This is a genomic window from Ideonella sp. FW305-24, assembly GCF_058788035.1.
In genome coordinates this window covers 209,581-222,211 of record NZ_JBYTAI010000009.1, presented here as the reverse complement: position 1 = coordinate 222,211, position 12,631 = coordinate 209,581, and the positions used below count along the sequence as shown (strand labels likewise).

Below are 12,631 nucleotides of genomic sequence, written 5' to 3'. Positions count from 1 at the left end.
GCTGCACAGCGGGGTTACTGCTGCGGCGTCAACAGGTAGGCGTAGCCGTCACTGCCGTGCGCGACGATGCGGCCTTTCTTGTTGATGATCCTGGCGGAGGTCAACAGGACGCCCTCCGGTAGCCCGCTGGTCACCGTATTCAAGTCAACGAAGTCGCTGCAGTCGCCGGAACACATGAAAGGCGCGTAGGTCACCCCGTCTGCGAGGAGGTAGCTGCCGACCACTTGGCCATGATTGTTCACCCCGTAGGCACGCGTATTCAGGCCGACTGGCGTTCCCAGGTCTTTCATCACGCCACCTTGATTGACGTCGGCGATGAAAGCGCGGCGGAAACTGGTGGAATCGATCTTGGAGTATCCGACCACCAGACCGTTGTCGCTGATGGCTGTCGCAAGGCTGATCGCACCGCCCAGTGTCCCGAGGTCAATGAACTTGTATTTCGGCGGCTTGGCGTAGAACGCGTGCGTGTAGTTCGGACTTGCGGCTGTGTAGCCATAGCCTGCGATGACGCCTTTGCCGTTGATGCCAACTGGGGTACTGGAAGTTACGTCATTCACGGCGCCGAGATTCACCAATCGCGTGTCAGCCAAACTGGCGACGAAGATCTGTCCCTGGGCATCGTCGGTGGTGTACGAGTAGCCCACGATTTGACCGTTGTCATTGATGCCAGCCGCGTAGGCGTAGCTTCCTCCCAGCGTGCCGAGGTCGGTCAAACCGGCGTCGCCAGGCTTGCGCAACACGGCGTGGTAGATCACATCGCCCGGCAGCGTAGCTTCGCCGACCACAACGCCGTTGTTGTTGATGTCATAGCCATAGCTGTCGATCCCGCCGAGCAGCCCGAAGTCCGTCGGCTTCTTGCCTTTGGCTTCGGTCACGGAACCGACGGAGAACAGCTCATCTGCTGTGAAGCAGCCTCCGGAAAGCTGTCCGGCATCGTTGATGCCGGCAACGTTGCATCCGGCGCCAATGTCATGGGTCAACTTCACCCGCTTTGCCGTGTAGGTCGCAGCATGGGCAGGCAAGGCGAAAGACATGGCCATGGCAGAGATGGCCGCAGCCGCGGTAAGGCGGCGCAGGGGCGCGTGAACACGCATGGAAATTCCCTCCAGAAAGTTCGCTTCTTGATTGATGTGTCGCGGCAGTGGGCTGCCGAGCGGCATGCTAACGACAGGGGTGCTGGTGCTGCCATCCCCAATCGGTAGGACGCCATGCCCGCGTAGCCGGCGTTCCGTTTGAGGAGCAATGCGGGCAACCTCGCGGGAAAACCCCGAATCAAACGCCGTGCTTATGCGTTGTGCGCTGCAACAGCTTGCCGTATGGTTGATTTGTTCATGCCACAGGCCGCCTCGACCGGCCACAGCAAGGAGCGAGCAGGCCCTCACCCGTGACCACAGCGCGGGGCTTGCGGGGCACTCGGCGCGCACATGCAAGCACACGTTGGGTCCGAGCTGTACCGCCTCCCTGAAAACTCATCGGCCCGCCTGGCCTGTGACTGGCTGATGGGCCAGATCGGAGACGCGGCGCAGGCCTTGTTGCTGCTGCGTCCACCAGACGCTGGTGTGGCCGCGCCGGCAGGCGACACGCTGGAACTGCTGGTCTTCGACCATGGCACAAATGCGCGGCAACAGCGCTGTTGGCCCGCTGGCATGGCCGATGGCAAACGGCTGCCTTCGCTGGACCTGACCCGATTGCCTGCGGCCTGGCTGGCCGAGCCTGGCCGCCTGGCTTGCGCCGACTTGCTGACTCACCGCATGGCGCAGGCCTTTTTGCTGGACACGCCCCCGGTGCAAACCCTGCTGGCTCGCCAGCTGGCAGCTTCGCTGGAATACGCCCATGCGCCGGCCGCGCGCGCCGCGCGCTGTGCCAGCTTCGCCGAGGGGGCACGCTTCGCGGTGGTGCAGACTGGCGTCAGCCAGGCCTTTCCAGGCCTTGCCCGGCTGTGGCTCCAGAAAGCCCATGCGGCCGCGCTCGCGCTGCTGCTGGACGGCTGCGGTCGCTGGTGCCCAGCCGTGGACACGCAGGCACCGGCCTGCTGGCCAACGGCCGAGGCGCTGCTGGGCATGGCGTTGGCCGAAGACTGGACCAGCGCATTGGGTCTGGATGACGACCCCGCGCGGCTGGCCACGCCGCTGCGCCGCATGCAGATGCTGCTGCTGCGGGACTGCCTGCGGATGACCCCGGACGACGCACGCTGGCCGGCCAGCGTGTCCACCAGCATTCGCTGGGCCTATGCGTACTGGCATGACCCGCGGGAACTGGAAACCAGGCTTGTCGCGGCACAGTTGCTGGCCAACGCAGGGCGGCCCGCGCAGGCCGTTTTCCAGCTGCGCGAAGTGGGGTTTGCGCTGGCGCGGGTGGCGATGCTGCGTCAACGGGCGCGCGAGCGCTGGTCGCAGCCATTGCAGTTCGACCAACCGGAATGCGACGTTGCTCAGGACCTGTTCAAGCACCACCCGGACATGCTGGACGAGTTGCAGCAGGTGCTGGATGGACCCTCGGCCTTGTCCGGCGGGTCGCTGGCGCCGATGCTGAACCTGTTGGCTCGACAGCGCGAGGCCACCCAGGCCGTGCTGACGAGCCACGACCCGGCGTTGGCCGCTGGCTTGGCGGCCGCGCCGGACTGGACCCTGGATGCACCGCTGCCCGACCCGCCGATGCCCAGTCCTGCCAGCGCCTTCGTGGGCATCGGGCTGGGTGCGTGACGAACCTCAGCAGCAGCGGCCGACCCGGCTGCCGTAACGCGCTTCAAGCCGTTCGCGGAAGAACTGCTCGTAGCTCATCGCCGGCTGGTCCGGGTGGGTGGCTTCCATGTGGCTGAGGTAGGCGTCGTAATCCGGCAGGCCCACCATCAGCCGGAAGGACTGGGCCAGGTAGCGTCCTGCACGGCTCAAGTCCTGACCCAGGCGCTCTACCTTGGCGGCCGTGGTCATGCCTTCGCCCCCAAAGCCAGCGGCTGGAACGGCACTTCGCTGGTCGTCGGCCGGCTGGCGGCGCGCGCGGCCAGCGAGGCCTTCACGCTGTAGACCAGCACGCTGAGCACCACGAACATGAACAGGCCGCAGAGCACGGCGTCCAGCCGGTCGTTGAAGATGATGCGGGCCATGGCCTCGGGCGTCTTCGCGGGCGCCAGCAACTGGCCTTGCGCCAGCGCGTCGGAGAACTTCGCCGCGTGGGCCAGGAAGCCCACCTTCGCGTCGGCCGAGAAGATCTTCAGCCAGCCGGCCGTCAGCGTGCAGGCCAGCAGCCAGGCGGCCGGCACGATGGTGGTCCAGGCGTAGCGGTCCTTCTTCATCTTGAACAGCACCACCGTGCCCAGCAGCAAGGCCACGGCGGCCAGCATCTGGTTGGAGATGCCGAACAGCGGCCACAGCGTGTTGATGCCGCCCAATGGGTCGACCACGCCCTGGTGCAGGAAGTAGCCCCAGGCGGCCACGCACAGGCCTGTGGCAATCAGGTTCGCCGGCAGCGATTCGGTGCGCTTGAGCGCCGGCACGAAGGTGCCCAGCAGGTCCTGCAGCATGAAGCGGCCGGCGCGGGTGCCGGCGTCCACCGCGGTGAGGATGAACAACGCCTCGAACAGGATCGCGAAGTGGTACCAGAAGGCCATCATGGCCTTGCCGCCGATGACCTGGTGCAGGATGTGCGCCATGCCCACGGCCAGCGTGGGTGCGCCACCGGCACGCGCCAGGATGGTGTTCTCGCCCACGTCCTTGGCGGTCTGGATCAGCACGTCCGGCGTGATGACGAAGCCCCAGGTGGACAGCGTGGCCGCCACCGCTTCGGGCGTACTGCCCACCAGCGCGGCCGGGCTGTTCATCGCGAAGTACACGCCCGGCTGGATGACCGAGGCCGCCACCAGCGCCATCACCGCGACGAAGCTTTCGGCCAGCATGCCGCCGTAGCCGATGAAGCGCGCATGCGTCTCGTTTTCCAGCATCTTGGGCGTGGTGCCCGAAGAGATCAGCGCATGGAAGCCGGAGACTGCCCCGCAGGCGATGGTGATGAACAGGAAGGGGAACAGGCTGCCCGCCCACACCGGGCCGTTGCCCTGTGCGAACTGGGTGAATTTGGGCATCTGTAGGTCCGGCGCCACGATCAGGATGCCGATGGCCAGCGCGACGATGGTGCCGATCTTCAGGAAGGTGGACAGGTAGTCCCGCGGCGCCAGCAGCAGCCACACCGGCAGCACCGAGGCGACGAAGCCGTAGCCGATCAGCATCCAGGTCAGGGCCTTGCCGTCGAAGGTGAACAGCGGCGCCAGGGCAGGGCTTTCATGCACCCACTGGCCGCCGAGGATGGCCAGCATCAGCAGCACGAAGCCGATCAGCGAAACCTCGCCGATGCGTCCCGGCCGGATCCAGCGCAGGTACACGCCCATGAACAGCGCCACGGGGATGGTGGCCGCCACCGTGAAGGTGCCCCAGGGCGAATTCGCCAGCGCCTTCACCACGATGAGTGCCAGCACCGCCAGGATGATGATCATGATCATGAAGGCGCCGAACAGCGCGATCACGCCGGGCACCGGCCCCATCTCCTGCTTGATCAGGTCACCCAGCGAGCGGCCGTCGCGGCGGGTGGAGATGAACAGCACGACGAAGTCCTGTACCGCACCGGCGAAGACCACGCCGGCCAGGATCCACAGCAGCCCCGGCAGGTAGCCCATCTGCGCGGCCAGCACCGGGCCGACCAGCGGGCCCGCGCCGGCAATCGCGGCGAAGTGGTGGCCGTAGAGCACGTAGCGGTTGGTCGGCACGTAGTCCAGCCCGTCGTTGTGGCGCCAGGCGGGCGTCTGCCGTTTTTCGTCCAGCCCGAGCACGCGGTAGGCCAGGAACAGGCTGTAGTAGCGGTAGGCGATCAGGTAGACGCTGACCGCGGCGACCACGATCCACAAGGCGCTGACGGCCTCGCCGCGCCCGAGCGCGACCGTGGCCAATGCAAATGCGCCGAGCACGGCAACGGCAAGCCACGGCAGGTGGCGGCGGATGTTCAACACGGATGTCTCCTCGAAGCTCGCGGCGCGGTGTCCGGTGACACGAAACGGCCGACGTTGATGTGGGCTTCGAGTGTGGCAATCGACCGGCGCAGATTCATCGGCGCCACTGCGCAGGCCATGCGCGCAGGACCACGTAGGTGACAACCCTGATTAGGCTCGCCGATACCAGGTGGGAGCACCCGCAAAGCGATCCAACGGCACGCCTTCAATCAATCAGGCGCCAACTGATGGAAGCGCCAAGTGTCATGTGATCGTCAACCCTCCGGCAACCGCTTCCCATGCTCCACCGCATACTTGATCAGCTCCGCCTGGCCTTCGATGCTCAGCTTGCGTTTGATGCTTTGCCGGTGGGTTTCGACGGTGCGGACGCTCAAGCTCAGCGCTGAGGCGATGTGTTTGCTGGACTCGCCTCGGCCCAGGGCGGAGAGGATTTCGCTTTCGCGCGGGGTGAGCAGCGGACGAGGGGCCTGGTTGCGGAACAGGCCTTTGGAGACGGCGGGGCTGAGGAAGGTGCCGCCGGCGGAGACGGCTTCGATGGCGGCGACGATCTCGGTCGCTGGTGCGTCCTTCAGCACGTAGCCGCGGGCGCCGGCCTGCAGTGCGCGTTGCACGTACTCGGGGTTGTCGTACATGCTCAGCATCAGCACTTTGAGCTGCGGCTCGCGCTGCAACAGCAGCGTGGTCAGCTCAATGCCGTTCATGTCTTTCATGCCCACGTCCATCAGCACGAGGTGTGGCCGCAAGCGGGTCATCTGTTCCAGCGCTTCGAGCGCGCTGCCGGCTTCGCCCAGCTCGGTGATGCGGGCAATGCGCGAGAGCCGGGCACGCAGGCCTTCGCGCACCAGCGGGTGGTCGTCCACCAGCAGCACGCGCAGCGGCGCGGCGGGTTCGGGCGAGAGGTCGTCGTTCATGTGTGCGCTGTCTCGGTGGGGCGCAGCCGGGCCAGTGCGCGCTGCGGCACGTGGGCCTGCACCTGCGTGCCGCCCTCGGGTTGCGAGTGGACCTCGAAGTGGCCGCCGATGGTGTCCAGCCGCTCGCGCATGTTGCGCAGGCCGATGCCGCGCGTGGGCGCCTGCATGACCTGATCGACCTCGAAGCCAAGGCCGTCGTCGGCAATCTCCAGGCTCACGCTGCCATCGGCCGCAAAGCCAAGCGAGACCTGCACCGCATGGGCGTGGCCATGCTTGGCCACGTTGGTCAGCGCCTCCTGGGCCATGCGGAACAGCGCGGTGTTGACCTCCTCAGGCAGTTCCACGGCTTCACCAGTGACCGCCACGCCCACCGCCGGTAGGCCGTGGCCCTCGAACTCCCGGGCCAGGTGCGCCAGCGCCGCAGGCAGGCCCAGCGTGTCCAGCAGGGCGGGGCGCAGCCGGTGCGAGATGCGGCGCACTTCGGTCAGCGTTTCGTTGAGGCAGCTCAAGGCCTTGGGCAGCGTGGCCGGCAGCGGGCGCTGGCTGCCGTCGTGGGCCATGTCGTCCAGCGCCGATTCGATCATCAGCTTGGTCGACACCAGTGACTGGCTGGTGCCGTCGTGCAGCTCGCGGGCGAGGTAGGCGCGCTCGTCCTCCTGGGACTGCACGACCTGCCGCGCCAGCAGCCGCAGCTTGGTTTCGGCGTCTTTGTACTGGCTGAGGTTCAGCATCAGCCCGGTGGCGCTGATCAGGCCCACGCCCAGCACCGCCATGCCGGCGATCCACAGCAGCGTGCTGCGCACATTGGCGCTGACCTGGCGGTCCAGCTGCGCCAGCGTGGCCTGGATGTCGTCCAGGTACAGCCCCGTGCCCAGCATCCAGTTCCAGCGCTGCAGGGCGACCACGTAGCCGAGCTTGGGCGCCATCTGGCCGGTGGAGGGCTTGCGCCACTGGTAGTCCACGAAGCCGCCGCCTTGCCGGGCCTGGGAAATCAGCTGCTGGATCGTGGGCCGGCCCTGGGCGTCCCGCAGCTCCCACAGGTTCCGGCCAACCAGCTCGGGCTGTCGCGAGTGCATCAGCGAGCGGCCCTGCAGGTCGTAGACGAAGAAGTAGCCGTCCCGCCCGTAGTTCAGCGAGCCCAGCAGGCGGATGGCCTCGGCGCGCGTGGCATCGTCGTCGCGCCCGCTGTCGTAAAGCGGCTGCAGCGTGCTGACGGCGAGTTCCACGTAGTGTTGCAACTCGGCCTTGCGCGCGGTCATGTACTCCTGCTCGACCAGCGCCCGCTCGCGCTGGGCCAGGCCGCTGTCCTGGTGCAGCACGGTGGCGGCGATCAGCGCCAGCGTCACCAGCAGCGGCAGCGCGGCGAGCAGCAGGAACTTGTGCTTGAGTTGCATGCGCGAATTGTCGCGCTGCGCGTGGGCCTGCCGGTTTTCAGCGCCGGGACGAGATGAGGATGCCGACGACGATCAGCGCAAACGCCGCCCCATGGAACCACTGCGGCCACTCGCCCAGCATCGCGGCCGACAGCAGCGCAGCAAAGACCGGCGTGAGGTTGACGAAGAAGGCGGCGATGGCCGGGCCGACGGTGGACACGCCCAGGCCCCAGCAGCGGTAGGCGATCAAGGACGGGCCGACGGCCACGTACAGCAGGATCACCGGCACCCAGGGCGTCCAGTGCCAGCGGGCGTCGGCCACCAGGGTTTCGACGCCGGTGGCGGCGCCGCTCCACAGCAGGCCAAACGCAATCTGCACCAGCAGGAAGCCGGCCCAGTCCCAGTCCGGCCGCTGCTCGCCCTGCATGCTGGCTGGCGGCCGGGCCAGCAGCCAGGAATAAAAGCCCCAGCTGATGATGGCCAGCAGCATCAGCAGGTCGCCTGACACGAAGCGCAGCGCCAGCAGCCGCTCGGGCTCGCCGCGGCAGATGACCAGCGCCACGCCCAGCAGCGACAGCAGCGCGCCCACCACGTCCTGCCGCCGCGGCGCAATGCGGTAGACCAGCGCGCCGATGGCCAGCATCCAGACGGGAGAGCTGGCGGTGATCAGCGTGGCATTCAGCGGCGTGGAGCTGTGCAGCGCCAGGTACTGCAGCGCGTTGTAGCTGCCCATGCCGAGCAGGCCCAGCAGCGACAGGTAGCGCCAGCGGGCGCGAATGGCGCCCAGGTCGCCAAAGGCCGCCTTGCCCAGCGGCCACAGCAGCGCAAAGGCCAGCAGCCAGCGCACCAGGTTCAGCGCCACCGGCGGCACCGCGCCCACCGCCAGCCGGCCGACGACCGCGTTGCCGGCCCACAGCAGCGGCGGCAGCGTGAGCAACAGAGCCAGGCGAAGGGTCAGTGGCTGGTTGGGCATCGGACAACACAAAAGGCTGGCACGATAACCGACTACCTCTCTTGCAGCTGGCCTGCACCGCATTCCCCCAAAGATTCCCCCAAGGAGACTCCGACCCATGAGCTTGAGCAGCCGCACCATCGTGATCGACGCCTTTGGCGGCCCCGAACAACTCCGCGTGGTCGACCGCCCGGTCGGCGAGCCCGGCCCGGGCGAGATCCGCATCCGCCATCACGCCATCGGCCTGAACTACATCGACGTCTACCAGCGCACCGGCCTGTACGCCAACCCGCTGCCGCTGTCGCTGGGCATGGAGGGTGCGGGCGTTGTCGAGGCGGTAGGCGAGGGCGTCACGCACCTGGCCGTGGGCGACCGCGCGGCCTATGCCAGCCAGCCGCCCGGCGCCTACTGCGAGCGCCGCGTACTGCCGGCCAAGTGCGTGGTCAAGCTGCCGGACGCGATCAGCTTCGACGAAGGCGCTGCGATGATGCTCAAGGGCCTGACCGCTCAATACCTGCTGCGCGGCACGCTGCCGCAAGGCGGCCTGCAGGCCGGCGACTTCATCCTGTTCCACGCCGCGGCCGGTGGCGTGGGCCTGATCGCCTGCCAATGGGCCAAGGCCCTGGGCTACCAGCTGATCGGCACGGCCGGCAGCGACGAGAAATGCGCGCTGGCTCGCGAACTGGGCGCCGCTCACACCATCAACTACCGCACGGAAGACTTCGTCGCCAGGGTCAAGGAAATCACCGGCGGCAAGGGCGTGAAGGTGGTCTACGACTCGGTCGGTGCCGACACCTTCATGAAGTCGCTGGATTGCCTGCAGCCCTTCGGCCTGCTGGCCAACTTCGGCAACTCCTCAGGCAAGGTGCCGCCGCTGGAAATCGGCCTGCTGGCCGCCAAGGGCTCGCTGTACGTGAGCCGCCCCACGCTGTTCACCCACATCGCCACCCGCGAGCGCACCCAGGCCATGGCAGACGACCTGTTCGGCATGGTCACCAGCGGCCAGGTGAAGATCCGCATCGACCAGCGCTACCCGCTGGCCGATGTGGCGCAGGCGCATCGCGACCTGGAAGCCCGCAAGACCACGGGTTGCAGCATCCTGCTGCCTTGAAGCGCCGGCTCAGGCCTGCGGCCTTTCCGGCCCGCAGCGCCTGAGCATCAACACGCCAATCGCCGCCGGCATCATCCATGGCACCGCCGGGATGCCGGCGACAAAGCCGGGTACGGTGTACCAGTGCGACATCGCCGCTTGCATGCTGGGATAGGCCAGGCCCCGGGCGATCAGGAAAAACAACCCGAGGCCGCTGAGCAGCAGGAAGGCCCATGTGGCGCCGCGGCCCAGCCAGCCCGCCTTCGACAGCGAGCGAGCGAAGGCCGCGGTCGCCAGGTAGGTCAAGACGCCAGCGAAGAACAGCGCGGTGATGGACAGCGCGTCCAGCGGCGTCAGTTCACGCAGGTGGCCCGAGACAGACGCTGTCCAGGACCAGCCCAGTTGCTCGGCCACATAGTCGTTGCGCTGGATGACGCAGAAGAGGAAATACAGCGGCGTGGCGAGCACCGCGCAGGCCAGGCCCAGCGTTGAATACAGCCGCTCACCGCCCGGCACAAGCGCCTCCCGCAGCACGATCAGCCCAGCGCCGACCAGGATCGAATTGATGGCCAGCAGCAAGAAGCGCAAGTCGTTTTCCGACGGCGGCTGTTCATGCGGCGGGCCGATGCCCAGCAGCAATGCAAACAGCACAAACGGTGCGATCAGCAGACAGCCGGCCACTGCCGGCAGCTGGCCAACGGGTTCGGCGCTGCGCAGCCCGCGCGCACCGCCGAACCATGCCAACACGCAATTGAGGATCAACAAGCCGCCAACGAGGACTGGCCGAATGGAGGGCGCGTAGTCCGCGGTGTTGCCAAACAGCGCGAAGTTGGCCACCAGGCTGACCGCAAGCAACGCGCTGATGGCCGGATGGACGGAAGAGTGGCGTGCCTGCATTTTCAAGCTCCTGGTGAATCGCAGTGACGAACGACCGGGTCCGCGCCGCTGGGACGCGCGCACGGACCTTCTTGCTGTACGGAATCCGCCGGGCATTCAAGACATCCCGTGCCGGGCTGCCCGGCCATGGCCGGTGGATTCGTTGCGGACCCGCATCGACCGAATCGTGCGCTCACTGCCCTGCGCCAGGCTCAATCGTCTCCACATTGGGGGCATGGCACGCGGCTGATCGCGGGATCAGCGTATAACGGGTTTCAGTGCACACCGCATCTTCGGTCGCGCGATCCGCGAAAGGTACTGCTGTTCTACAAAGTGGCCTCTGACTACGCACCTTTCCGATCCTGTCGTTCCTGACTCCGCGCCAGTGGCTGAGTACATCACCGAGGTGCGCCGGCAGGCGGCCTTGCTCAAGACAGGCGCGCTGCAAAACGCCATCTTCAACAGCGCCAACTTTTCGAGCATCGCCACCGATGCGAAGGGCGTCATCCAGATCTTCAACGTCGGCGCGGCCAAGATGCTGGGCTACGCGGCCATCGACGTGGTCAACAAGATCACGCCGGCCGACCTTTCAGATCCGCAGGAGCTGATTGCACGCGCTGCGGCGCTGAGCGTCGAACTCCAGATCCCGATTGCCCCCGGCTTCGAAGCCTTGGTGTTCAAGGCCTCACGTGGGATCGAAGACATCTACGAACTGACCTACATCCGCAAGGATGGCACCCGCTTGCCGGCGGTGGTGTCAGTGACGGCGCTGCGCGACGCTGGAGAAGGCGTCATCGGCTACCTGCTGATCGGCACCGACAACACCGCTCGTAAACAGGCAGAAGAGGCGCTGGCCAAAGCCGGCGCGCTGCAGGGCGCGATATTCAGCAGTGCGATGTTCTCCAGCATCGCCACGGATGCCAAGGGCGTCATCCAGATCTTCAACGTCGGCGCCGAACGCATGCTCGGCTATGCCGCGGCAGAGGTCGTGAACAGGATCACGCCGGCCGACATCTCCGACCCGCAGGAGCTGATCGCCCGTGCCCAGGTCCTGAGTGCCGAGTTCTCCAGGACCATTTCCCCCGGGTTCGAGGCCCTGGTGTTCAAGGCCTCGCGCGGCATCGAAGACATCTATGAACTGACCAAGATCCGCAAGGACGGTAGCCGCTTTCCGGCGGTTGTTTCGGTGACCGCGCTGCGCGATGCCCAGGAAACCATCATTGGCTATCTCCTGATCGGCACCGACAACACGGTTCGCAAACGCCTGGCCGATGAAGTCGAGCAGCACCGCCGGCACCTGGAGCTTGAGTCGCGCCGTACCAACGCCGATCTGCAGGAGTTCACCTACGTTGCTTCGCACGACCTGCGCTCGCCGCTGCGCGGCATCGCCGATCTGATGGAATGGATCGCGGCCGACCTGGGCCCGGAACCGCCAGCCGAGGTCAAGCGCAACCTGGACCGCGTGAGCCAACGCATCGTGCGCATGGAGCGCTTGATCGATGACCTGCTGAGCTATGCACGAGCCGGGCGCGCCGCCACCGAATACGCTGTCGTCAACCTGGGCACCATGGTCCGCGGCATTCTTGAGATGCAGCCGGCACCGCCGGGGTTCGTGGTTGAACTGGCGCTCGATGTCGAACCGTTCGAGACCATCGGCGCACCGCTTGAAACGGTGCTGCGCAACCTGATTGGCAACGCCATCAAGCACCATGATCGCACCGAAGGGCGCCTGCGCGTGTCGGCGCGGCACGACCGCAGCGACTGTGAAATCAGCGTCATCGACGATGGTCCGGGCGTGCCACCGCAGGCCCGCGAGCGCATCTTCAAATTGTTCCAGACCCTGACCTCGACCGAGCGTGGCAACTCTGGCATCGGCCTGGCGCTGAGCAAGCGCCTGATCGAGGTGCACGGCGGCCGCATCGAGCTGGTCTCGCCAGTCGAGGCCGGACGCGGCGCCTGCTTCCGCTTCTGGTGGCCCAGGCGGGCGCGCAAGGCTGGCAATGACTGAAGCCCTGGACCTGGCGATCCTGCTGGTGGAGGATGACGACGTCGCCGCCGAAGCGGTGATGCGCGGCCTCAAGCGCTGCGGCGTCAGCGTGCCGGTGGCATGGGCGGAGGATGGTGAAGCGGCGCTGCGCGTGCTGCGCGGCACCGACCCGCTGCGGCACGCGCAGCGGCCGCGTGTCGTGCTGCTGGACCTGAACATGCCGCGCATGGACGGCTTCGAGTTCCTGCAGCAGCTGCGTGCCGACCCGGCGCTCTGCGACGAGGTGGTGTTCGTGCTCACCACTTCCGATGCCGACGCGGACCGCGTGCGGGCCTATCACGAGAATGTCGCGGGCTACATGGTCAAGGCCCTGGTCGGGCCGCAGTTCGCGAAATTGGCGCAGCTGCTGGTGTCGTACCGGCTTGCCGTGCGCCTGCCATGAGGGCGGC

General features: G+C 66.9%; 11 protein-coding genes and 1 pseudogene. 5 read left to right on the top strand and 7 right to left on the bottom strand.

Annotation, left to right across the window (positions count from 1 at the left end):
- Positions 1-14: 14 nt before the first annotated feature.
- Positions 15-1,094 (bottom strand): DUF3466 family protein, encoded by a 1,080-nt coding sequence (locus tag AC3WR5_RS23125; RefSeq protein WP_492487455.1) that lies wholly within the window; start codon positions 1,092-1,094, stop codon positions 15-17.
- Between the two features lie 330 nt (positions 1,095-1,424).
- Here AC3WR5_RS23125 and AC3WR5_RS23120 point away from each other — a divergent pair, with 330 nt between their 5' ends.
- Entirely contained in the window at positions 1,425-2,702 is a 1,278-nt protein-coding gene (locus AC3WR5_RS23120; RefSeq protein ID WP_492487453.1) for a hypothetical protein, read from the top strand.
- Between the two features lie 6 nt (positions 2,703-2,708).
- On the opposite strand, the gene AC3WR5_RS23115 is transcribed toward AC3WR5_RS23120, so the two are convergent.
- From AC3WR5_RS23115 to AC3WR5_RS23095, 5 genes are all read right to left on the bottom strand, one after another.
- The gene (locus tag AC3WR5_RS23115; RefSeq protein WP_492487451.1) at positions 2,709-2,930 is read right to left on the bottom strand and encodes a YbdD/YjiX family protein; all 222 of its coding nucleotides are present in this window, start codon (positions 2,928-2,930) and stop codon (positions 2,709-2,711) included.
- Positions 2,927-4,993: a carbon starvation CstA family protein gene (locus tag AC3WR5_RS23110; protein ID WP_492487449.1), complete on the bottom strand. Its 2,067-nt coding sequence runs from the start codon at positions 4,991-4,993 to the stop codon at positions 2,927-2,929. Before AC3WR5_RS23110 ends, AC3WR5_RS23115 begins: the two co-directional genes overlap by 4 nt.
- A 254-nt stretch (positions 4,994-5,247) precedes the next feature.
- Positions 5,248-5,904 carry a response regulator transcription factor gene (locus AC3WR5_RS23105; protein ID WP_492487448.1) on the bottom strand — a complete coding sequence of 219 codons (657 nt, stop codon included), beginning with the start codon at positions 5,902-5,904 and terminating at the stop codon, positions 5,248-5,250.
- Positions 5,901-7,298 carry a cache domain-containing protein gene (locus AC3WR5_RS23100; protein WP_492487446.1) on the bottom strand — a complete coding sequence of 466 codons (1,398 nt, stop codon included), beginning with the start codon at positions 7,296-7,298 and terminating at the stop codon, positions 5,901-5,903. The genes AC3WR5_RS23105 and AC3WR5_RS23100 overlap by 4 nt, the downstream gene beginning before the upstream one ends.
- 37 nt (positions 7,299-7,335) lie before the next feature.
- On the bottom strand, positions 7,336-8,250 hold the full coding sequence (locus AC3WR5_RS23095; protein WP_492487445.1) for a DMT family transporter: 915 nt from the start codon (positions 8,248-8,250) through the stop codon (positions 7,336-7,338).
- A gap of 97 nt (positions 8,251-8,347) precedes the next feature.
- On the opposite strand from AC3WR5_RS23095, the gene AC3WR5_RS23090 reads away from it, so the two are divergent.
- Positions 8,348-9,340 (top strand): quinone oxidoreductase family protein, encoded by a 993-nt coding sequence (locus AC3WR5_RS23090; protein ID WP_492487444.1) that lies wholly within the window; start codon positions 8,348-8,350, stop codon positions 9,338-9,340.
- Positions 9,341-9,349: 9 nt separating this feature from the next.
- On the opposite strand, the gene AC3WR5_RS23085 is transcribed toward AC3WR5_RS23090, so the two are convergent.
- Positions 9,350-10,216, bottom strand: a complete 867-nt coding sequence (locus AC3WR5_RS23085) for a hypothetical protein (protein WP_492487443.1) — start codon at positions 10,214-10,216, stop codon at positions 9,350-9,352.
- Positions 10,217-10,580: 364 nt separating this feature from the next.
- On the opposite strand from AC3WR5_RS23085, the pseudogene AC3WR5_RS23080 reads away from it, so the two are divergent.
- From AC3WR5_RS23080 to AC3WR5_RS23070, 3 genes and pseudogenes are all read left to right on the top strand, one after another.
- Positions 10,581-11,711, top strand: a pseudogene (locus AC3WR5_RS23080) (PAS domain S-box protein); the annotation flags it as partial.
- Between the two features lie 51 nt (positions 11,712-11,762).
- On the top strand, positions 11,763-12,203 hold the full coding sequence (locus AC3WR5_RS23075) for a sensor histidine kinase (protein WP_492487493.1): 441 nt from the start codon (positions 11,763-11,765) through the stop codon (positions 12,201-12,203).
- Positions 12,196-12,624, top strand: a complete 429-nt coding sequence (locus tag AC3WR5_RS23070; protein ID WP_492487441.1) for a response regulator — start codon at positions 12,196-12,198, stop codon at positions 12,622-12,624. The genes AC3WR5_RS23075 and AC3WR5_RS23070 overlap by 8 nt, the downstream gene beginning before the upstream one ends.
- Positions 12,625-12,631 lie beyond the last annotated feature (7 nt).